The following is a 22,437-nucleotide window of genomic DNA, read 5'->3' as shown; positions in this document are numbered from 1 at the left end:
AACCATGATCCGCCAGCTCCTGCGCTATCCCAGCGCCCGCGCCGCTTTCGTGATTCTCGCTGTCGTGGCCATACTCGCTGTCTTCGGGCCTTTCCTCGCACCGCATGATCCGCTGGCGCAGGACGGCTCGGCACTGCTGCAACCACCCGGCACGAGATACTGGCTGGGCACCGATGCCCTAGGCCGCGACGTCTTCAGCCGGTTGCTGGCCGGATCGACCGTCTCCGTCCTTGCCAGCTTGCTCTCGGTGTCGATCGGGTTGGTTCTGGGCGTCGTTCCCGGCCTGCTGTCGGTCTTTCTCGGACGCCGGTTCGAATGGATCAACCTGCGTGTGATCGATGCGCTCATGATGCTGCCGTTCCTGGTCTTCGCCATCGCCATGACCGCGATGCTGGGCAACGGGCTGGTCCAGGCGATGTTCGCCGTGGGCATCCTCATCACACCGGCCTTCTTCCGGGTGACCCGCGCGGCGGCCCTGTCCATCGCCAATGCCGAATACATCGAGGCCGCGCGCCTGATGGGTGCCTCGACCTCCGCCATCCTGCGCCGCCACGTCGTCGCCAAAGTGCTGCCCCCGGTGGCGGTCGCTGCTGCGTCGATGACCGGCGCGTGCCTTTCGATCGTCGCCTCGCTGACGTTCCTCGGCATCGGCGTCGTGCCGCCCGACCCGACCTGGGGCGGCCTGCTCGCGACCGACCTCGCCAACCTCTACGACCGCCCGTTCGGCCCGGTCGCCCCTGCCCTGCTGATCGTCGCGACCGTCTGGGCGCTCAATGCGCTTGCCGACGCGCTCAGGGATTCCGGACGCAAGGAGACCGCCGCATGACGCAAGCCCACTCCGGCCTTCCCGCCGACAACGTCGTTACTCTCGGCATCCGCCACCGCCGCCCGGAACCGCCCGCCGAGCCTTTGCTCTCGGTCCGAAATCTCCATGTCGTGACGGCGCAGGGGCGAGAACTCGTGCGCGATGTGAGCTTCGAACTGGCAGCAGGAGGGACGCTGGGCATCGTTGGCGAATCCGGCAGCGGCAAGTCGCTCACCTGCCGGGCGATCCTGGATGTCCTGCCGCCGGGCCTGAACATCGCCTCCGGCTCCATACGCTTCGGGGACGTGGACCTTTCCCGGCTCGACGCGGCATCGTGGAAGGATTTGCGGGGGAAGGCGCTTTCGGCCGTGTTCCAGGATCCGGGCTCCTACCTCAATCCTTCGATCCCGGTGGGCCGCCAACTGGTGGAAGCGATCCGGGCGACGCTGCGGCTCGGCCGCACTGCCGCCCGCGACCGCGCGCTGGAACTGCTCCGCCAGGTCGGCTTCGAGGATGCGAGCGCCGTCTATCGGCAGTACCCCTTCGAGCTTTCGGGCGGCATGGCCCAGCGCGTGCTGATCGCCATTGCGATCTGCGCCGGACCGCGCCTCCTGATCGCCGACGAGGCCACCACCGCGCTCGACGTGACGGTGCAGGCCGAAGTGCTGGACCTGATTGACAGGCTGCGCCGGGAACAGGCCCTGACCCTGATCCTGGTGTCGCACGATCTCGCCGTGGTGTCGCAGATCTGCGAGCACGTCATCGTCATGCGCGACGGCGCGATCGTGGACGCCGGGCCCACGCGCAGCGTACTCGGCAATCCGCAAAGCGCCTATACCCGCAGCCTGATCGAAGACCACGCGGTCCACACTATCGAAAGCGCCTGCCCGGCATCGGTGAGCGGCAAGCGAACGCCACTGCTCGCAGTGAAGGGGCTGCATGCGGGCTACGGAATCCGCACGGTGATCGAGGACGTCGATCTGGAACTGGCTCCCGGAGAAATTCTCGGCCTGATCGGCGAGACCGGCTCGGGAAAAACCACGCTCCTGCGTACGATCCTGGGCCTGATCCCGACGGCGAGCGGCACTATCGAACTCGATGGCGCGCGGATCGACGGATTGAAAGCCGGACCGCTGCGCGAACTGCGACGGTCCGGCGCGTTGCAATACGTTTTCCAGGATCCGCTGCGCAGCCTCGATCCCGACCTGACGATCGCGGCCTCTGTCACCGAGGGTCTCCATCTGCGCGGTGAAACCGATGGCGCCTCCATCGCGCAGGCACTCGGCGAAGCCCTGCAGGCCGTCGGCCTTGATGCCGCGCTGGCCTCGCGCCTACCCCGGCACCTTTCCGGTGGGCAGCGGCAAAGGGCGGTGATCGCCCGCGCGCTGGCGCTCGCTCCAAGGGTGCTGCTGCTCGATGAGCCCGTCAGCGCGCTGGATGCGGTCAATCGCCTCCATGTCCTGAAACTTCTGCGTGGTCTGGCGCAAGAAAAGGGTATCGCGCAGGTCTTCATTTCTCACGACCTCGGCTCCGTCGCGGGGATCGCGGACCGGGTGGCGGTGCTCTATCGCGGCCGCATCGTCGAGACCGGGCCGGCCGACCTGGTGCTTGCCAACCCGTCCCATCCCTACACCCGTCGTTTGCTGGCCGCTGCGCCGCGCTTGTCCGCGCAACGCAGCGAAGCCCCCGCCGTATTCACCGCTCACTGAAAGGTCCGATCATGGCACGCGATACACTGAAGCTGGGAGCCGTCCTGATCGGCGTGGGCGATGCATCCGGGACCGAACTCTGGCGCGATCCGCAAGTGCCGCTGGACGCCAGCGTCAACATCGATTGGTATGTGAAGCAGGCCAGGGAAGCCGAGGACGCCCATTTCGACTTCGTCTTCATCGTCGACAGCCAGTACATCACGCCCGACTTTCCCAACCACCACCTGAACCGGCTGGAGCCGCTAACGCTGCTCTCCGCCGTCGCCCATGCCACCAACCGCATCGGCCTGGTGGCGACGATCAGCACGACGTACAGCGAGCCTTTCGATATTGCCCGGCGACTGGCTTCGCTCGACCTCATCAGCGGCGGCCGCGCCGGGTGGAACATCGTGACCAGCCAGGATCCCGGGACGGCGGGCAACTTCAGTCGCTCCGGCCATGGTGATTACGACACGCGATACCGGCGCGCGGACGAAGCGGTCGAGGCGGTACAGGGCTTATGGCATTCCTACGAAGAAGGTGCCTTCTCCCGCGACAGGACTGCGCCGCGATTCCTGGATCCTGCAAGACAGCATCGGCTCGATCATCGCGGCGAGTTCTTTTCGGTGGCGGGACCACTCAATATCCAGCGTTCGCCTCAGGGGCAGCCCCCGCTGGTTCAGGCAGGCACCTCCGATCAGGGCCGCGCCCTCAGCGCGAGACGCGCCGATATCGTCTTCAGCTTCGCGCGCAGCACCGATGAAGCCATCGAACTGGCACAGGACATTCGCGCCCGCGCACAAGTGGTCGGGCGCGATCCGGACGAACTGCTCTTCATTCCGGCGTTGAGCATCATCGTCGCTGATACCGACGAGGAAGCGCTGCAGATCGAGCGCCAAAGAACGACGGCCGGCGATATACGCCGCCGTCTGGATGCGCTTTCGCGACAGTTCGACGGGCATGATTTCAGCACTTACGATCTCGACGCGCCTTTTCCCGAGCTTCCCCGCAGCGAAGACGCCGGGATCAGGCGGTTTCACGATGATATCGATAATGCCCGGCGCGCGGGCGTCACTCTGCGCGGTGTACTGGAGGCGCAAGCGCTCGGCTGGCTGCGGCTCGTCGGCTCGCCCGAAACCATCGCAGATCAGGTGCAGCACTGGTACGAAAGCGGCGCCGCCGACGGGTTCAATCTCTTCGTCCAACATCCTGCCGACTGGGATCGGTTCCGCGCCAAGGTCGTTCCAATCCTGGTGGAACGCGGGCTGTTTCGCGGGCAATACGAAGCCGAGACCCTGCGCGGTCATCTAGGTCTGCCGCTTATCGGCAACCGCCATGCTGCTGCGGGCCGGACGGACGGGGCGGTCCGGCATTTCGAACCGATCGAAACCTGAAAGCGCAGGCGGCCCACCATCACAAGGAATGAGCGGTATGAACGAACAGTGCCGCCGCTCGCATTGATCAATCCCCTGCCACGGCACCCTATCATCGAGAACGACGTGGTCAGCTATGCCGCACCAAGATCCTTGACCGAGTGACCATTGGCGTCGGCTCCGAAATCGGTGGCAATGTCGGGATCACCCATGACATCTCAGCTCAGTCAGATGATGCAGACGCGGAAACGGAATCATCTGATCCGACAAGCCCGGGAAGACAGGTTGACCAGGATCAAGTCCAACTGACGCTCGCGGGAGCGCGTGGAAAACCTGCATGACGTACAAGCGACGAGATATTTCTCTATCATTTAGATAGAGAAACTTGTTTGCGCTTCAACTCATGATGATTAGGCAAAGCCGAATGATCCCTTATTCGGATATTGTCCGCCGCCCACGATTTCCCGGTTTTGGGATGCAAGTGCTGCTCGGCATGATCGTGGGGATACTGGGCGGGTTGATCATACGCGGATTGGACCCGCAGAGCGCTTTCGCCATGAGTGCCACGCTCACCTTTCAAACTGTAGCTCAAATATTTGTCCAACTGCTGCGGACACTCGTTCCCCCGCTCATCTTCACTGCCATCGTTGCGTCGGTGGCAGCGCTGCGCGGTTTGGACAATGCAGCGCGACTGGTCGTGCATACACTTGTATGGTTCGCGATCACCGCGCTCATCGCAGTGATGATCGGCATGGTACTGGGCTTGTCGATCCAACCCGGACTGCACGCCGGCATCAGCCGGACCGCCGCTCAAACGCCCGCTTCGGCCGGCAGCTGGCTGGACTTCCTGACCGGGCTCGTACCATCCAACTATCTGGGAATTTCGGCTTCCACGAACGTCGAGAATGGCAAGGCGAGCACGTCGGTCACGTTCAATGTCCTGCAGATCATCATAGCAGCTGCTGCAGTCGGCGCGGCCGCCGTGCGGGTCCGCGAACAGGCGAGGCCGTTCCTGAGTTTCATGACCTCTGCCAACCAAGTGCTGCGCCAAGTACTGCGCTGGATCATTGCCTTGACCCCCATTGGCTCCGCTGCGCTGCTGGCCAACGCTGTCGTACGTTATGGATGGGATGCAATGGCGGCTCTGGGCAGTTTTGCAACTGCGGTTTACGCCGGGCTGGCTATTGTGTTGCTGGCCGTTTACCCGGGCCTGCTTGCACTACATCGGATCGATCCGCGCAAGTTCTTCGCAGTGGCCTGGCCCGCCATCCAGCTCGGTTTCCTGTCGCGCTCTTCCATCGGCACGATGCCGGTCACCGAGCAAGTTGCCGAGCGACTGGGAGTACCCCGCGCTTACGCCGCCTTCGCCGTGCCGCTCGGATCGACTACGAAGATGGATGGCTGTGCCGCAATCTATCCTGCGATCTCAGCCATATTCGTGGCGCAATTTTACGGAATCGCGCTGCAGCCTTCCGACTACGTGCTGATCGCCTTCGTCAGCGTCATCGGATCGGCAGCAACCGCCGGCCTTACCGGCGCTGTCGTGATGCTGACCCTTACACTCTCGACACTCGGCCTTCCGCTGGAAGGCGCCGGATTGCTGCTCGCGATTGATCCGATACTCGACATGGGTCGTACTGCGGTGAACGTTGCAGGACAGGTGGTCGTCCCGGTGATCGTCGCAAAACGCCTGGGGTTGCCGGAGACTGACACCATCGCCTCTCCAGATAAGCAAATATCGGAACATATTGGATAAATTTATGAGACAGATTCGTACCGGCATGCGATGCGGCAATGTCTCACCAGGCGCCCCAAAAGAATTAAATGTGTTCAGGTCCCGTCGCATCCGACCGCAACCGGTTCGCGGCATGAGGAGAAAGTCATGAAGTTCACGAATGTCCTGGCGCTCGCCGCCGTATCGACCGTCGCCATCGCTCAGGCTCAGGTGGCCGCCGCACAAGAAACGGCTGCAGCTACAGGCGCCGACAGCGAGATCGTCGTCATCGGCAGCCGCGCCCAAGGGCGCTCGAAGCTCGACACCGCATCTCCGGTGGACGTCGTGACGATCCAGGACCTGAAGCAGCAGGGCACGACCGAGCTTGGCACCGCGCTCGCCAACTCGGTCCCCTCGATCAGCTTCCCGCGTCCCTCTGCCACCGACGGCACCGACGCGATCCGTCCCGCCACCTTGCGCGGCATGAGCCCGGACCAGACGCTGGTGCTCATCAACGGCGTGCGCGCGCACACTTCGGCCTCACTCAACGTCAACGGCGTGGTGGGCCGCGGCTCGGCAGCGGTTGACCTCAACACGATCCCGTCCACTGCGCTCCAGTCGATCGAAGTGCTGCGTGACGGCGCCTCGGCGCAATACGGTTCGGACGCTATCGCCGGTGTCGTCAACCTGCGCCTGCGCGAAGCCGATCACGGCGGCGGCGCCACCGTCACTTACGGCATCTACGACACCCAGATCGACACCGCGCGCGACAGCCGCCACGTCACCGGGGAGAGCACCGTCACCGCCGCCGGGTGGCAGGGCATAAAGCTGGGACAGGACGGCTTCCTGACGGTTTCGGGCGAGTACACCAAGCGCAACCCCACCAGCCGTGGCGACGTGGACCCGCGCCTGACCACGCCCGTCGTCGACAATCGCTTCGGCGATCCGGAAGTCGAAAGCTACTCGGTCTACGTCAACTCGGCCAAGCCGCTGAACGACACCTGGGAAGTCTATGCCTTCGGCGGCTACCAGTACCGCGATTCCAGCTCCGCCGCATTCCCACGGCTGGATACGGCGGCAGCGGTCTACGACCTCGATGGCTTCCTGCCCAAGATCAACACCCACTCCAAGGATCTGACCGTAACCGGAGGCCTGCGCGGCGAGATCGCGGGATGGAAGACCGACCTCAACGTCAGCTATGGCCGCAACCGGATCGATTACTGGACCCGCGATTCCGCCAACTACACGTATGGCGCGGACAGCCAGACGGACTTTTACGACGGCGCCTCGATCTACGACCAGTGGGTGGCCGGAATCGATTTCTCGAAGCAGTTCGACGTGTTCCAATCGCTGAACGTGGCATGGGGCGTCGAAGGCCGCCGCGAAAGCTACGAGATCAAGGCGGGCGAACCTGCATCCTATGGGTATGGTACCGCCTATCCCGGCGCGACGCCGGGCGCGCAGGGCTTCCCGGGCTTCTCGACACTCAACGAAGTGAACGAGCACCGCCAGAACGGCTCGATCTACCTCGACCTCGAAGCACAGGTCACCGACAAGCTGCTGGTCGCCGTGGCTGGACGCGGCGAGAAGTATTCGGACTTCGGCAGCACCGCCACCGGCAAGCTATCGCTGCGCTATGATTTCAGCCCCGCCTTCGCGATCCGCAGCACCGCCTCGACGGGCTTTCGCGCACCCAGCCTGATCCAGCAGTATTACACCTCGATCACCTCGGTCATCCAGAACGGCAACCAGATCGTCACGGGTACCTATCCCTCAACCTCGGCGGAAGCGACCTCGCTGGGCGGCAAGGCGCTGGAGGCTGAAAAGTCCACCAACCTCTCGGCCGGTTTCGTGCTGCGCACCGGCGGCTTCTCGCTGACGGTGGACGGCTATCGCATCCACGTGCGCAACCAGATCGGCCTGTCCGAAAACATCGCCGTCACGACGATCCCGAACGTCTCGGCCGCCCGGTTCTTCCTGAACGGGCTGGCGACCACCACCAAGGGCATCGACGCGGTCGCCAACTACAAGATCGTCACCGAAGTCGCGGGTACCTTCGACCTGACCGTCGCGGGCAACGTCAACGACATCAAGGTGACGAAGGTGCCTGCCAACACCGCCCTGTTCGCCCGCAGCCGCATCCTGACGATCGAAGAGGGCACGCCAGGCGAGAAGGTCTCGGGCACCGTGGTCTGGACCGGCGATACGCTGGGCGCGACCGCGCGTGTCACCTATTATGGGGACGTTCTACAGCCCGGCACCGTCGCCACCAGCGACCTGCACACCGGCAAGCACGCGATCACCGACCTCGAACTACGCTACCAGCCCAAGGATGCGCCGTTCAATCTGGCGCTGGGAGCAAGCAACCTGCTCGATGTCTATCCCAAAAAAGTGCCCGCCACGCTCAACACCACCGGCGTGACCGCGTTTCCCTACTACTCGCCGTTCGGTTTCAACGGCCGCTACCTCTATGTCCGTGCGGGACTGAGTTGGTAATCGACCTCAATCGGAGTTGAGGCCGTCGCGCGGGAAGCCGGCGGCCAGATGGTCGATCAGGGCGCGGACTGCCGGCGGCAGCCCGCGCCGGGTCGTGAAGACGAGGTGCACGATGCCCTGCAGCCCGCGCCATTCGGGCAGCACGCGCACGAGCGTTCCCGTGCGCAGGGCATCGCGGCAGACATGATCGGGCAGGATCGCCACGCCCAGTCCGGCAACGGCGGCGTCGCGCACCGCCGCCATGTCCTCGCACCCCAGCCTGGGGACCACGCGGAGCATGTGGCGGGTCCCGTCCACCATCTCCAGATTCCACTCCAGATCGTCAGCGGCATCGTCGGTGGAAAGCGCCGGAACCTCGGCAAGCTGCGCGATGGTGCCGATGCGGCTCGCGAGTTGCGGCGCGGCGACGAGAATGCGCGTCGAGGTGCCGAGCGAGCGCATCGTCAGCGCGGCGTCGCTGGTCAGGCTGGCTCGCACGCGCAAGGCCAGATCGATCCGCTCTTCGATCAGATCGACCGCCCGATCGGTCGCGACCAGTTGCAGCCGCACCTTGGGATAGCGCGCGAGGAACGAGGCGATCAGCCCGCCGATCGGCGCCACCATCCCGGTCGGGCAACTGAAACGCACCCGGCCATGCGGCTCGGCCTGCGCCTGCAGCACCAGTGCCTCGGCCTGCTCGGCTTCCGCCAGGATCGCCCGGCAGCGTTCGTAAAAGGCCTGTCCGGTATCGGTGACACGGAAGCGGCGGCTGGATCGCTCGATCAGGCGCAGCCCGAGCCGCGCCTCCAGTCCGGCGATGCGGCGGCTCAGTTTCGACTTGGGCTCACGCAGCGCGCGGCCCGCCGGGGCGAACCCGCCATGCGCCACCACTTCGGCGAAATAGGCATAGTCGTTCAGGTCTATTCGCATCATCGTTCCTTACGTGGAACGCTGAGTGCCACATTTGCCGACTACAGGCACCATCGTTCTTGTTTCATTTGTGCGGGGCGCCGGCGATCGGTCGGCAATCCAAGGAGACAGACAATGACGAGCCCATTCGAGAACAAGGTAGTGGTAATTACCGGCGGCACCAGCGGCATCGGCTTGGCGACGGCGAAGGCATTCGCGGCCGCAGGCGCGGCGGTGTTCATCACCGGGCGGCGGCAGGATGCGCTGGATGCGGCGGTGAAGCAGATCGGCGGCCACATCACCGGCGTGCGCGGCGACATGGCCAACCTTGCCGACATCGACCGTCTCTATGATGCGGTCCAGCAGAGCCACCCGCAGATCGACGTGGTCTTCGCCAATGCCGGTGGCGGCGAACTCGCACCGCTCGGCGCGATCACCGAGGAACACTACGCCCAGACCTTCGACAGCAACGTGAAGGGCGTCCTGTTCACGGTGCAGAAGGCGCTGCCGCTGCTGCGCGATGGCGGTTCGGTGATCCTCACTTCGTCCACCACCAGCATCAAGGGCACCGGGGCGTTCAGCGTCTATTCGGCGACCAAGGCGGCCGTGCGCAATTTCGCGCGCAGCTGGATCCTCGACCTCAAGGACCGCCGCATCCGCGTCAATGCCGTCAGCCCCGGCCTGACCGAGACCGCCGGCCTGAACGAGCTGTTCGGCGGTGGCGAACAAGCCCAGGGCGTTAAGGACTTCATGATCGGCCAGATTCCTGCCGGGCGCATCGGCCAGCCGGAAGAGATCGCCAAGGCCGTGATGTTCCTCGCTTCAGACGATGCATCCTATATCAACGGTGTCGAACTCTTCGTCGATGGCGGGCTGGCCCAGATCTGACCGGGGCGTCGGGCCTCCCACCATGAGCCTTGCACCATTTCGGCGGTGCGAGGCTCATGGCCGGGTGTCACTAACGCTAGAGCGCTGCCCCCTCACATTCCCGAGGTAGAACTCCAGTTCCACAGTATCGCACCGCCCATCTCATGCGGCATCGTTCTCAGTACAATGCCCTGCCAAGATAGAGCACCGCCGCAAGAGCCGACGCGACGACAAGACCCCGCCGCCAGAGCCGCGCCAGATACTCACCCGAACACCGGTTCATGACGGCGCAGAGCACGATCGCGATCGTCGTCAGGATCAGCCAGGCCGGCGCCAGCGGACTTTCGGGATATACAAAGGCGAGGATTGCCGTGAGCATCAGCACTACCGGCTGCCCCCAGCAGACCGCCGACCAGATGCGCTCCCACTGCGGCGCCGGGCGGCCGCGATCGCGGCGGCGAGCGAGCCAGATAGTCACCCCGCTGGAGGTTACGACACAAAGCGCAAGTCCCAACAGACCATATGCCACACGCACGACGGGACCACCGAACCAGCCGAAATGAAGCTGACCAATACCGCTCAGCACCCTAGTGCCGACCACCATGTCTTTCGGGTGCTCCTCGTGGATCGCCGCGCCTTGCGCATCGAACTGCACCTCATCCTGTACTACAAGGTGGCGGGGCCGGCGGCCATGGACGGAGATACGCATGTCGGCGCGGCCGGGGCGTTCGACCATGACGCTGTCGATCGCCGCTTCGGCCATGCGCGCGCGGGCCTGCGCGATCAGTGCGGCAAGATCGGGCATCGGCACCGTGCGGGCATCGATGGCCGGGGGCGGATCGAGGAACAGAGCATAAACCCTGGTCATGTCGCCGCGATAGAGCAGCAGCGAGAGCCCGGCGACGATAATCGTGCTCAGCCCCAGCAGCGCCCCGGTCAGCGCCAGCGTGAAGTGGAACGGCAGCGCCCAGACCCCCAGCCGGTTGTGCAGGTCCGCTTCCTGCAGCCGCCTCGATCCGCCGAGCCGCAAGTGAAACGCATCACGCACAACGCGAGGGTGTGCAAGGATGCCTGAAACCAGCGAGGACAGCAGCGCCACTCCCGTTAGCCCGACGATGAATCCGCCCCAGCTGCGCGGCAGGTGCAGGCAGATATGGAGGTAGATCAGGAACTCGGTCCAGATCGCATCGAGGGGGGAGAGCGTACCGTCCTCGGCCACCGCCCAGTTGCGCTCGAAACCCGGCTTGAAGGCAACCAGCGTTGCGCCCTCCTTGGCCGGGCTCGGCATCGTCAGATAGATCGAACTGTCCGACGGGGTTTGGCGAACTGCTTCGGTAAGCGCGCGGGCTGCAGCAGCCTCCGACAAGTGCATGGCGACCGGAGTACCCGGCACTTCGATGCGCTGCAGGTCCGGCGCGAAGACCGCGATCGTGCCGGTCAGGCAGACAAGATAGATGATCGCGGCGAAAGCCAGCCCCAACACCGAGTGGCTGCTCAGCACCGAGCGCACCGTCTCGGGCGAGATCGGCCAGCGCCACCGTTTCTTGCGAGTGTTGCTCATGTTGACGCCCCGGAAAGGATGCCGCCGAGGAAAGCGAGGCCGAAGCCGAGCACGCTGGTGCCCACCAGCACGGCAGTCGCACGCAGCAGGCGGCGGTCGGCGAGTGTCCAGGTCATTGCGAGACCCCACAGAACCGGCAGCAGCATGCCGCCGGTGACGATGCGCGTGCGCGCATCACCCGGCATGTAAACAGTGACGCAGAAGGCCAGCGCCATCGCCGCCGTCATGCCGAGCGGCCCCGCCAGTAGCGTGCGCAGCATGCCGCGCCATACGCGGCCCGGCTCGTCGAGCGGCTCGGGTGCATCCCCGCCCTCGCCTTTGCCATCGCGCTCACGCGCAACCTTGCGGACTCTGCCGTGCCAGACGATACCGAAGGCACCGATCCCTTCCATCGCCAACGCCAGCGCGGTGCCCTTGACCGGGCCGACCACCCACCCGGCGAGAAGGATCGCGCCGATCAGGACGCCCCACCCTCCGGCCAGCAATGCAGGCGCGGCGCCTTCACGCCGACGCCACAATGTACGCAGCAGCCCGGCGCCCAGAACGCCCGCCGCAAGCAGGAACAGGCTCGCAACCAACATTGCCAGTGGCGACGTCACCAGTGGACGCCCGCGCCGACGCCGAACGTCTGCGGATCGCCAAGGATCGCCTGATGGATCGCAGCATATTCGTACTGCTTGTACTTTTCGTTGAAGATGTTGCGCGCGAACACGAAGACCTGCCAGTTGTCGGTCTCGTAACCCAGCCGGCCATTGACCACGGTGCGCGCGGCAACGGCGTACTGGTCCTGATCCTGCCCGACGCCGGTAAACACCGAAGTGCGGTAGTTGGCATTGAGATTGGCGGTGACGCCGCCCAGTACGGTCGCATTGATGCCGCCCGAGAGTGTCCAGCGCGGCGCATAGGGGAACTGCGTCCCGGTCAGGTCCACCGTGCTGGTCGCGCCGGTCGGCAGGTCGAAATCGTCGAACTTGGTACGCACGTGGCCGACCGAGGCATAGATGTCGATGCCGGGGGCGACATTGGCGTTCGCCTCCAATTCGAACCCGTAGAGATGCGAGCCTGCGGCGTTGACGGTGTTGTAGTCATAGGCATTGAGGCCGAAGTAGGCGGTGACCTGCTGGTCCTTCCACTGCATGTAGAAGACGTTAGCATTGACCACGAGCTTGCCGCCCAGCCACTTGGAGCGCAAAGATCCTTCGTAGTTCCAGCTATACTCGGGATCGTACGGCACCAGTTCGGCACGCGCCGGGTTCTGGCTCGATCCACCCGAGCGATAGGCCCGTTGTACGGTGAACGCCGTCGTCAGGTCGGGCGTCCAGTCCATGCTCACGCCGAACTTGGGCAGGAACGCGTTGAACGTGCGGCGGTTCGACGCCAGCGGCGAGGAGGCATCGTCGACGAGGCCCAGCACGCCCTGGTTGATCAGCCCGATGATCGGGGCATAGGCAGTGCCGAGGAAATTGACGTCGGGCAAAGTGCCGTTGAAGGCCGCCACGGTCTCGGCTGCATAGCGGTTGCGCTCGTGGTCGAAGCGGAAGCCGCCGATCAGCGTCAGCTGGTCGGTCAGCTTGAAACGCGCATCGCCGAACAGCGCCATCGTCTCCACCTTTTCCGGCTGCGTCGCGCGGTAGAGTACCGGGATCACCGGCAACTGGGTGGCATAGGCTGCAGCGATCGTCTGTGCCTGCGCGGCGCTCGCCCCGCCTGACTGCAGCAATGCCGCGATCGTCGAAGTGGGCGTTGCGATGTTGACGCGGCTGTTCTGGTCGATGGCGCCGCTGCGGCGATAGTACCACGCGCCGAGCAGTCCGCTCAGCCGCTCGCCTTCGTAGTTGAGACGCAGTTCCTGCGTCAGCGTGCGATAGAGATAGCGGTTGTCGATCGCCTGGATATCCTGCGGCGTGCCGTCGGTATCGATCTGCGAATGGACTTTCGAGCGATTCCACGAGGTGACGCTCGACAGCTTAAGGTGGTCCGCCAGCGGGTAGCTCAGCTTGAACACGGCAATGTCGCTGTCGATCTTGCCGCTGGTAGGCTGGTCGCCAGTGGCGACGCGGTGGTCGTAGAAATCGGGCGTATCGGTGCGTGCATATTCGTAAAGGTAACCGCCGTCGCGCCGCACGCGATTGTAGCTGGCGACCGCCTCCAGCCCCGGAATTGCGGCGGGCGTCCACTTCACCTTGCCGCGCAGGTTCAGCGACTTGAGTTCGTCGTCATAGCCGCCGCGCGTCAGGTTGCGGATAAGCCCCCCGTCGGCCCGGCGCTCGGCCGAAAGGCGTATGCCCAGTTCGTCCTCCACGATCGGGCCGCCGACAGCCGCCGAGAACGTGCGGTCGTCATGTTCGCTCCACAGCACGCGCGCATCGCCGGTCCAGCGGTCGAGCGAGGGATCCTTGGTGGTGATCACGATGCCGCCCGCCAGCGCGTTGAGGCCCTGAATAGTGGACTGCGGGCCACGCAGCACTTCGACTTGCTGGACGTCCCACATGTCGGTTGGGCCGCCATACAGCGCCCACTTCGGGATCGGTGCGCCATCGACGTAGACGCTGGCAGCATCGGCCTGCCCGCCCGCGCCGACGCCGGTATTGCTCACGCCGCGAATGGTGAAGCCGGAAGACCCATAGGTCTCCGAGAGGTTCGCGGTACGGTTGTAGACGTCCTGGATGGAGATCAACGTCTCGCGCTCGATCTTCTCCGCAGTGGTCACGGCGATGCTGGTCGGGGTCTCCTGCAGTGTGCGCGTCGACTTTTCGCCGGTAACGATAATATCGGCCGGCCGGATCGTCGTTTCATCGGCGGATGCCATCTGCTGTGCATGTGCGGAAACCGAGAGCGCGGCCACAGCAGCGCTCGAAAGAAAGACGGAAAAACGGATCATGCACCCCCCATGGACTGTCAGCAGCGCATATGGCTTTTCCGATATTGCGAGTCAATTGCACTCCAGTGAAGCGATACGGCAAATGTTCCGACACCGGGAAGGGACCGCTCAGAAAGTCCGTGAGAGCGTCAGCCTCCAGTTGCGCGGATTGCCGGGGGTCACGCGATCGATTCCACCGGTGTCGGGAAAGTAGCGCTCGGCGAACAGGTTGGCGACGGTCAGTTGCACCCCTCAGCCCTCACGCCTGCACGACACCCCTGCATCGACCAGCGTGTAGGCAGGCAGCCAGAGCAGCACCGAACCGTCGGAATTTACCGAGTAGATGTTGCCGTTGCGCTTGCTGTTGTAAGTGATGCCCAGTGTCGCGCCTAATCCGGCAAACGGGCCGTCCTGCAACTCGTACTGCGCGAAAGCCCCGATATGTGACGGGGAATGTTGGAGAGCAGCGCGCCGACAGTGAAGAAATTATCCTTTGTCACCTCCGCATCGGTGTAGGTGTAGGCAAAGTTCAGGCTGAAGCCGCCGATCGGCTGCCACTGCAACTCCGCCTCGATCCCCCGTGCCCGCTGCTCGCCGGTCACGACCGAAAAGTCGAGATAACCCGCGTCGGACGTCGTCACGTTCTGCCGAGTCAGTTGATAGACGGCCAAGCTACCACTGAACCGGGTGCCGTCCGGCGCAAACTTCACGCCCAGTTCGATGTTCCTGCCCCGCTCGGGCGGCACCGGCCCGCCAATGGGATTACCCTCACCGTCGAAGCCCACGACCTGCAGGGTATAGAGCTGCGGCAGGAACGACTTCGACCAGCTGGCATAGGCGTTCACACCGCCAGCCAGCTTCACGGTGGCGCCGATGCGCGGACTGAAAGCGTCATCCTTCTGCCCGGATGCTTCGGCCCAGTCATAGCGGCCTCCAAGGGTCAGTGTGGCGAACTCCCCGAACTTCAGGTGGTCCTGCAGATATATCCCGGTCTGGTGCGCCTTGCTGCCGCCGGACGAGCCTAGCACGGAATCGGTATCGTATGCTTCGTCGTAATCGGGATTGGCGATGTTCAGCGGGAAATGCGTGGAATCGTAGTCGCCGGCGCTGAAGTAGGTGCGACGGTTCTGCTGGTGCCGGGTTCTGCCTGCGTCGCCCGCGTCCACGGACGGGCACACCTCACCACCGACCCCGTCATGCGCGAACATTTCACGGTACAAGGCAAAGTCCCATCACTGGCGATCGGCGTGCAGATCGAGGCCCTCGAATTGCGCGAAAGCCCCGCCTTGAAGCGCGCCGCGCTATGGCCGGTCACTCCCGGGACGAGCATCGAGCCGACGAAGCCTTTCATCGAGCACATCAAGCTCAACAAGAACAAAGGCGTCGCTGCTGCATTGGCCCGCGCGAGTATCGCTGTGCCCGGAATGAGCGCGCTGATGCGGAAAGGCCTGGAGAAGGACTACAAGGATAATTTGTACTGACGCGAGACCTCGTTCGGCCACGCAGAACAGCAGCAGCGTAAGGCTTGAGTAGGAATATCTGACGTCTGCTCAAGCCGTCTTTTGTTTATAATCGAACCGCATACCGTCACGAAACGCTTGAAGCGTTTCGTGACGGTATGCTTTCGTGTCACATCTTCGCGGTCAGGGTCAGGACCGCCGATCGGGCATCGCCCGGCGTGGCCCAGCCATTGTTGCGGATACGGGTGAAGTACAGCTTGTCGCCGATATTCTTGACGTTGAGCTGCGCCGACAGGTTGGGCGAGAACTCGTAGGACAGGTAGCCCTGGTGAACCAGGTAGTCCTTCGCGTTGATCGCCTCGGCCGTCGGGGTCGCGGCGGTCAGCAGGAAGCTGCCCTGATACGTGAACCCGTAGCCGACAGTCAGGCCGAACGGCAGACGATAGGTGGTGAACAGGCTGGCCGAGTGCTTGGGCGTCTGCGGCAGGTACTGTCCGGCACCCGGGTTCGGGTTCGCAGCCGTATTGGTGCAGGTCCGCGTGCCCGTCACCGCGCCGGGGTTAGCAAGGCAGAAGTCGGAGACGGACTGGATCAGCTTGGCCTTGAGGTACGTGTAGTTGGCCGTGATCGTCCATGCAGGCGTGATGGTGCCCGACGCGCCGATCGCGATGCCGTCCACCCGTGACTTGCCGTCGAGCTGCTGGTTCGGCACCGTCGGATCGCCCGAGACGACCGCGTACTTGTCACGCTCGTTGCGGAAGGCCGATGCGGTCAGCAACAGGCCGCCGTCGAACAGCTCCGCCTTGGCACCGATCTCGTAGTTCTTGGCCGATTCCGGGCTGATGTTGCAGGTCGTGTTCTGAATCGCCGAGCCATCGGCGGCGAGCCCGTCAGCCGTGCACGATCCGTTGACCGAATTCTTGGAAGGCGTGCGCGAATTGCCGTAGGCAACGTAAAGGCTGACCGCCTCGACCGGCTTGTAGTTCAGACCGACGCGGTAGGAGAACAGCGTGTTGGCGTTCCGACCGCGGGTGGTCGCGCTGACATCGCCGAAGCCGTACTGCACGCCGCTGACCGCGCAGCCGACGGCGAGGCCGCACAGCGTGTCGGTACGCGAGGTGCCGGTGTTGCGCTCGAGGCGGGCGCCGCCGCTCAATTCGAACTTGCCCAGCTTCATGGTGTCGAACAGGTAGCCCGCCACGTTGGTCTGCTCGCCGATGGTGTGACCGGTGCGGATGAAGTTGACCGCGCCGGTGTAGACGTTGCTGCCATAAGTGAACGCCGGAGTCGCAGGACCGGTGATCACCTCGTTCGGATTGTCGATGTTGATCAGCGGCAGGCGGGTGAAGGCGTTGGTGCCGTCGGCATTGCGCAGCACGTTGCCGTTGTAGAGATCATACTTTTCCCAGGTGACGGCACCGCCCAGCGTGATCGTGTGCTCGATCGCGCCGGTGTTGAAGACGGCCTTGATGTCGAGCTGGTCGAACATCAGCTGGTTGCGCGTGTCACGCGTGGTGCCGCGCGGGCCGGTCGGATAGTAGTATCCGGCAGGGACGAGGACGTTGTTGGGCGCGGCGGTCGTGCCGATGTTGACCGTGCACGCGGCGCCGAGCGGGGTCACGCCGCTCGACAGGCAGTACGTGCCCTGCGGCGGATCGACCTGGGTGAGCTGGCGCGAATCCTGCCAGCGGGCAAGGTTGCGGATCGAGACGGTGTCGCTGAATTCATGCTCGAAGATCGCGGTCAGCTGATCGACATTGATCTTCTGCTTGTCGACGTTGCGGTAGCCGAAGTAGTCGCTGCGATGGACGCCGGAAATCAGACCACCTGCTGCCGCATAATACGGCAGGCCGTACTGCGGGATATTGTCGTCTTCCTGGTGGCTGTACTGCAGCGTCAGACGGGTCGGGCTGTCGATACCAATGGTCACCGAAGGCGCGATGCCCCAGCGCTTGTAGTCCTCGACATCGCGGCCGGGCACGTCGTTGCGGTGCCACATGCCGTTGAAACGGAAGGCGACGAGGTCGCTGACGCGCTTGTTGAGATCGACGGTCGCGCGATAGTAGTTGTCGGTGCCGATGCCCGCCGTGGCGACATAGGCGTCATCGGCCTTGGGGCGCTTGGTGACGATGTTGATATTGCCGCCGACCGAGCCCGCGCCCGAGATCACCGAGTTGGCGCCGTTGGTCACTTCGACCTGGTCGAGATTGAACGGGTCGGTGCGGGTGATCTGGGCGCTGTCGCGCACGCCGTCGACGGTGATGTCGTTGGCCGCGCTGTAGCCGCGGAAGGTGATGTTGTCGCCGGGGCCGGTGCCCGCCTCGCCCGCGCCGAAAGTGATGCCGGGCACGGTGGAGAGCACATCGCGCAGGGTCAGGAGATTCTGCTGCTCGATCACTTCGTTGGACAGTACCGTGATCGTCTGCGGCGTGTCGCGAACGGACCGCGTACGCTTGGGCGATTCAAGCTTGCGGCCAGGGGCTTCGGTGATCGCGGAATCGGAAACGGTGACGCCGCCGAGGCTGCGATCGGCAGGATCCGCCTGCTGCGCATGAGCGACCGGCGCGAAAGCCGGCGCGATGCAGGACAGCGCAAGGAAAGTGCGACGCGCGGTCGCCTTGGATGGCTTGATTGGCATAATTCCCCCTTGTGAACAAGGCGGCTGATACTGATAGTCAGTCTCATTATCAATGAAATATTTCAGCTGATTTGCGCTCATGTTTCAGGGACGGCCTTTCCGAGACATTTGGCGCTCTAATCATGCTGCCGGGAACGCATGATGACCGAAAGCCCGTGCACTGCGGAGCAACAGGGCAGCCCCTTACCTTGCCAGACTTTGGAGCACCTTCGCAGGCGCAATCCGCGTGCTACGCCAGTCGCTTCTTGAGCAATTCTTCGAGCCAATCGGCAAACACCTGTAATCGGCGCGACAGATGCTGGCGATGAGGATAAAGCAAGTTCATCGGCATCGGGGCAGCCCGATTATCTGGCATCACCTCGACCAATTCGCCCGCCTCCACATGAGATCTGACGTCATAGGCCGGGATCTGGATCAGGCCGAGGCCAGCAAGACAGCAAGCAATATAGGCTTCAGCATTGTGGACCGTAACGGGTCCACCCAGAGACATAGTGCGCAGACCTCTGTCTTCGCCCCACTCCCAAGCCTCGACTTTTCCCGTAGAGGGCGAGGCATAGTTGACCGCATGATGATTGCGTAAGTCATCGGGCGACTTTGGTATCCCATGACGTGCCAGATAAGACGGACTTGCCACATTGATCAGTGGCAGTTTACCGATCGGTCGCGCGATCAGTCCGGAATCGGCCAGTGGACCAACACGAAGCGCGCAATCGACTGCATCCCCCGTCAGATTGATGGCGCGGTCAGTGACCCCCATGTCGATTTCGATCTTGGGGTAGGTGTCGAAAAAACCGGGTAGTGCAGGCGCCACTATCAACCGGCCGATCCGGCCCGGAACGTCGATGCGCAGACGCCCCGTTGGCTGAGTTGCGTTTTGACGAAACAGGTTTTCGGTATCCTCGACCTCAGCGATAACCCGCTGGCAGCGCTCATAAAATGCTATGCGATCATACGTCAGTGAAACTTTGCGGGTTGTACGATGAAGCAGTCGCGCCCCGACACGGTCCTCAAGCGCCTGTATGGCTGCCGAAACGGATGATCTGGGAACCCCGAGGGTATCTGCCGCGCGCGTAAAACTCTCACATTCGGCGACACGGATGAAAACCCGGAACAGTTCGATACGATCCATATTACCCTGAATATCCATTGTTCGGATTTTCAGACAAGTTAATTCAAATTAAACAACTTTATCGTTCAAATGTTGAACATATGTTCGCACCTCGAGGGGGCCAATAAATGGTCGGCCATCTGGTAAAAGAGGCAGTGAATGACCAACCATAGCATTAAAGGGAAAACCGTCATCATCGCCGGTGGGGCAAAAAATCTCGGCGGCCTGATCGCACGGGATCTTGCCGAGCAAGGCGCGAAGGCCATCGCCATTCATTATAACAGCGCCACTTCAAAGGAAGAGGCAGATGCGACGGTCGCAGCAATCAAGGGATTTGGCGCGGAAGCGGTTGCATTTCAGGCGGATATGACCACTGCAGCTGCCGTCGAAAAGCTCTTTGCCGACGCCGTTGCCGCCATCGGCCGCCCGGACATTGCCATTAACACGGTTGGAAAGGTCCTGAAGAAGCCCATGCTCGAAATCGGCGAAGCCGAATATGACGAGATGAGCGCGGTCAATGCAAAGGCGGCTTTCTTCTTCATAAAGGAAGCAGGCAAGCACCTTAATGACAATGGAAAGCTGGTAACGCTCGTCACTTCTCTTCTGGGCGCCTACACATCCTTCTATTCAAGCTACGCCGGAACCAAGGCGCCGGTCGAACACTTCACCCGCGCTGCCTCCAAGGAATTCGGCGAACGCGGCATTTCGGTGACGGCAATTGGGCCTGGCCCGATGGATACGCCATTTTTCTACCCGGCCGAGGGCGCAGATGCGGTCGCTTATCACAAAACTGCTGCAGCGCTGTCGGGCTTCTCGAAGACCGGACTGACCGACATTGAGGACATAGTTCCCTATATCCGCTTCATGGTTTCGGATGGCTGGTGGATGACCGGGCAGACCATTCTCGTCAATGGCGGCTATACCACCAAATAAAGGTATGGGCGGTCCATTGTGTCCCGCCCATACCTTTGGCGCCATACAGGGCGTCGTCTGCAGCTTTCATCAGTGTGCCGGAACAAATCGATCGAAGCCTTACGGCTGGCGGCGTGCCGAGTATTGAGTCCGGCACGCCACGCGCTTCAGGGCTTTGCCGCCGAGGGCGCGGCATCCTGTGGTAGCGCGACGCCCTTCTGCGCAGCGTAGCGATCCCAGTCCGCCACGAGTTCGGCCAACTTTTCGGCATGAGTGGCGGCAAGGTCGGTGCTTTCCGCCGGATCGGTCGCGAGGTTGAAGAGCTGCCACTTGCCCTCGCCAACGCCGTCGCGCGGGTAGGTTGAGCCGGATTTCGGCAGGTAGACCGCCTTCCAGTCGCCCTTGCGCAGCGCGCGGCGATAGAACAGCTCGGTGCCGACCGGCTCGTCCGGCGAGCGCACTTCGCTGGCCTTCTCGGCAAGGACGGGGACCAGACTGTGCCCCTCGAACGGCAGGATCGTGCGGCCCTTATAAGTGGTCGGCTGGGTCAGCCCGGCAAGGTCGAGCAGGGTCGGCGCAATGTCGGTGACGCTCAGATAGCCGCGTGCGATGCGATTGCCGACGACGTCCTTGCCCGAGGCGAAAGCCGAGACCCGCGTGCCGCCTTCGGTGGGATAGCCCTTCACCAGCCACGACGGGGTACTGTTGGCCTGCGCCCAGCCCGCGCCGTAGCCGACGTAGGAGGTGGCGTTGCCGATGTTCTCCAGCCGGTTGTCGATGCCCAGCTTCTTCGCGCCGTCAGGAAGCCCTCGCACCTGGAACGGCGCATCGATCTCGCTACCCTCGGGGCCGTTGTCGGACAGGAACACGATGACCGTATTGTCGTACTGGCCGGTGCGCTTCAGTTCGGCGACCACGCGGCCCACATTCTGGTCCATGCGGTCCACCATCGCGGCGTAGACTTCCATCTTGCGCGCCTCGAACGCCTTCTGCTCGGCCGTCAGGCTGTCCCACGGCTTCACGCCGTCGAGCGCATGGGGCTGCTGGTCGAGCGCGACGAGGCCAAGCTTCTTCTGCCGTTCGAGCCGCTGTGCGCGCAACACTTCGTAGCCCGCGTCGTAGCGGCCCTTGTACTTCGCGATCGTCTCGGACGGGGCCTGCATCGGCCAGTGCGGCGTGGTGAAAGTGAGGTAGGCGAAGAACGGGCGCTTGTCAGCGGCTCCGTCATCAAGGAATCCGATCAGCTTGTCGGCGAACTGGTCCGCCGAGTAGTGCCCGACCGGGAACTTCACCAGCTTGCCGTCCTGCCGGTAGAGCGAATTGGCCTTGGCCTTTGTCCATGCCGCGTTCTGGTCGGCGCCGAAGTGATTGCCCAGTCCCTGCAGCAGCGCATAGGAATGGTCGAACCCGCGCGCGGCCGGGCCGCGATCCTCGGTGAGGCCGAGGTGCCACTTGCCGGACATCAGCGTGCGGTAGCCGCCCTGTTGCAGCAGCTCCGCGATCGAGGCGACGCGGTCGTTGAGATAGCCTTCATAGCCGGGGCGATCCGCAAGGGTGGCGGGGCGCGATTCCACCATGGTCCCGATCCCGGCTTCGTGGTTGTCCACGCCGCTCAACAGCATCGAGCGGGTCGGCGAACATGTCGGCGCGGTGTGAAAGCCGGTGAAACGCACGCCGCTGTTGGCTAGCGCGTCGAGGTTGGGCGTCGCGATTTCGCCCCCGAAGGCGCCGAGGTCCGACCAGCCGAGATCGTCGGCGACGATGACGAGGAAGTTCGGGCGCGCTGCACTCTGCGCAGCGCCCGGAGCGGCGGTTGATGCAGGCGCAGGCGCGGCGGCATTCACAACCTGCGCGGCGGCGGGACGGGTCATCAGGGTGCTCATGAGAGCGGCGGCAATCAGGGCGGCCTTGCGGGTCACGTCGGTTCCGTTCGTGGCGATGCGTGGGAGCGTGAGACCTAACGGGAGCAGTTCCGGCGGCCCACAAAGTTTTACTCTACCAGTTATGTAGAGAATCTTTGTTGCCGCGCACCATGAGTTCTCTACTCAAACGGTTGAGTTTCAGGCG

At 63.5% G+C, this 22,437-nt stretch carries 17 protein-coding genes; 8 read left to right on the top strand and 9 right to left on the bottom strand.

The features are described from left to right. The first annotated feature begins 4 nt into the window (after positions 1–4). The 5 genes from QRN25_RS22145 to QRN25_RS22125 all read left to right on the top strand — a co-directional run bounded on the left by QRN25_RS22145 (position 5) and on the right by QRN25_RS22125 (position 8,076). Entirely contained in the window at positions 5–826 is an 822-nt protein-coding gene (locus QRN25_RS22145; RefSeq protein ID WP_285021414.1) for an ABC transporter permease, read from the top strand. Next, entirely contained in the window at positions 823–2,514 is a 1,692-nt protein-coding gene (locus QRN25_RS22140; RefSeq protein WP_285021412.1) for an ATP-binding cassette domain-containing protein, read from the top strand. Before QRN25_RS22145 ends, QRN25_RS22140 begins: the two co-directional genes overlap by 4 nt. Positions 2,515–2,525: 11 nt before the next feature. Beyond that, positions 2,526–3,887, top strand: a complete 1,362-nt coding sequence (locus tag QRN25_RS22135) for an NtaA/DmoA family FMN-dependent monooxygenase (protein WP_285021410.1) — start codon at positions 2,526–2,528, stop codon at positions 3,885–3,887. 403 nt (positions 3,888–4,290) lie between these two features. Beyond that, on the top strand, positions 4,291–5,622 hold the full coding sequence (locus tag QRN25_RS22130; RefSeq protein ID WP_285021409.1) for a dicarboxylate/amino acid:cation symporter: 1,332 nt from the start codon (positions 4,291–4,293) through the stop codon (positions 5,620–5,622). 126 nt (positions 5,623–5,748) lie between these two features. After that, positions 5,749–8,076 (top strand): TonB-dependent receptor plug domain-containing protein, encoded by a 2,328-nt coding sequence (locus QRN25_RS22125; RefSeq protein ID WP_285021407.1) that lies wholly within the window; start codon positions 5,749–5,751, stop codon positions 8,074–8,076. A 6-nt stretch (positions 8,077–8,082) separates the two neighbouring features. On the opposite strand, the gene QRN25_RS22120 is transcribed toward QRN25_RS22125, so the two are convergent. Further along, positions 8,083–8,985, bottom strand: coding sequence for a LysR substrate-binding domain-containing protein (locus tag QRN25_RS22120; protein ID WP_285021405.1), 903 nt, complete (start codon positions 8,983–8,985; stop codon positions 8,083–8,085). A gap of 114 nt (positions 8,986–9,099) precedes the next feature. On the opposite strand from QRN25_RS22120, the gene QRN25_RS22115 reads away from it, so the two are divergent. Beyond that, complete coding sequence (locus tag QRN25_RS22115; protein ID WP_285021403.1) at positions 9,100–9,852, top strand: SDR family NAD(P)-dependent oxidoreductase; 753 nt, start codon at positions 9,100–9,102, stop codon at positions 9,850–9,852. A 157-nt stretch (positions 9,853–10,009) separates the two neighbouring features. On the opposite strand, the gene QRN25_RS22110 is transcribed toward QRN25_RS22115, so the two are convergent. The 5 genes from QRN25_RS22110 to QRN25_RS22090 all read right to left on the bottom strand — a co-directional run bounded on the left by QRN25_RS22110 (position 10,010) and on the right by QRN25_RS22090 (position 15,418). Further along, the gene (locus QRN25_RS22110; protein WP_285021402.1) at positions 10,010–11,392 is read right to left on the bottom strand and encodes a PepSY-associated TM helix domain-containing protein; all 1,383 of its coding nucleotides are present in this window, start codon (positions 11,390–11,392) and stop codon (positions 10,010–10,012) included. After that, a complete protein-coding gene (locus QRN25_RS22105; RefSeq protein WP_285021400.1) occupies positions 11,389–11,991 on the bottom strand; it encodes a hypothetical protein in 603 nt (200 codons plus the stop codon). The genes QRN25_RS22110 and QRN25_RS22105 overlap by 4 nt, the downstream gene beginning before the upstream one ends. After that, positions 11,988–14,273 carry a TonB-dependent receptor gene (locus tag QRN25_RS22100; RefSeq protein WP_285021398.1) on the bottom strand — a complete coding sequence of 762 codons (2,286 nt, stop codon included), beginning with the start codon at positions 14,271–14,273 and terminating at the stop codon, positions 11,988–11,990. Before QRN25_RS22100 ends, QRN25_RS22105 begins: the two co-directional genes overlap by 4 nt. Positions 14,274–14,504: 231 nt before the next feature. Continuing rightward, positions 14,505–14,669 (bottom strand): hypothetical protein, encoded by a 165-nt coding sequence (locus QRN25_RS22095; protein ID WP_285021396.1) that lies wholly within the window; start codon positions 14,667–14,669, stop codon positions 14,505–14,507. Beyond that, positions 14,642–15,418 (bottom strand): TonB-dependent siderophore receptor, encoded by a 777-nt coding sequence (locus QRN25_RS22090; protein ID WP_285021395.1) that lies wholly within the window; start codon positions 15,416–15,418, stop codon positions 14,642–14,644. The genes QRN25_RS22095 and QRN25_RS22090 overlap by 28 nt, the downstream gene beginning before the upstream one ends. 30 nt (positions 15,419–15,448) lie before the next feature. Here QRN25_RS22090 and QRN25_RS22085 point away from each other — a divergent pair, with 30 nt between their 5' ends. Then, positions 15,449–15,733: a hypothetical protein gene (locus tag QRN25_RS22085; protein WP_271183696.1), complete on the top strand. Its 285-nt coding sequence runs from the start codon at positions 15,449–15,451 to the stop codon at positions 15,731–15,733. 148 nt (positions 15,734–15,881) lie between these two features. Here QRN25_RS22085 and QRN25_RS22080 read toward each other — a convergent pair whose 3' ends face one another. Continuing rightward, a complete protein-coding gene (locus QRN25_RS22080) occupies positions 15,882–18,350 on the bottom strand; it encodes a TonB-dependent receptor (protein ID WP_285021393.1) in 2,469 nt (822 codons plus the stop codon). A gap of 229 nt (positions 18,351–18,579) precedes the next feature. Further along, on the bottom strand, positions 18,580–19,479 hold the full coding sequence (locus tag QRN25_RS22075) for a LysR family transcriptional regulator (protein ID WP_285021391.1): 900 nt from the start codon (positions 19,477–19,479) through the stop codon (positions 18,580–18,582). A 138-nt stretch (positions 19,480–19,617) separates the two neighbouring features. On the opposite strand from QRN25_RS22075, the gene QRN25_RS22070 reads away from it, so the two are divergent. After that, on the top strand, positions 19,618–20,391 hold the full coding sequence (locus QRN25_RS22070; RefSeq protein WP_271183693.1) for an SDR family oxidoreductase: 774 nt from the start codon (positions 19,618–19,620) through the stop codon (positions 20,389–20,391). A 146-nt stretch (positions 20,392–20,537) separates the two neighbouring features. Here QRN25_RS22070 and QRN25_RS22065 read toward each other — a convergent pair whose 3' ends face one another. Continuing rightward, a complete protein-coding gene (locus tag QRN25_RS22065; RefSeq protein WP_502910491.1) occupies positions 20,538–22,253 on the bottom strand; it encodes an arylsulfatase in 1,716 nt (571 codons plus the stop codon). Positions 22,254–22,437 lie beyond the last annotated feature (184 nt).

It is taken from the genome of Novosphingobium sp. fls2-241-R2A-195 (assembly GCF_030209485.1).
In the GTDB taxonomy this organism is placed as follows: Bacteria; Pseudomonadota; Alphaproteobacteria; order Sphingomonadales; family Sphingomonadaceae; genus Novosphingobium; species Novosphingobium resinovorum.
The sequence above is the reverse complement of the archived record's forward strand: the minus strand, read 5'-3'. Positions and strand labels throughout refer to the sequence as shown.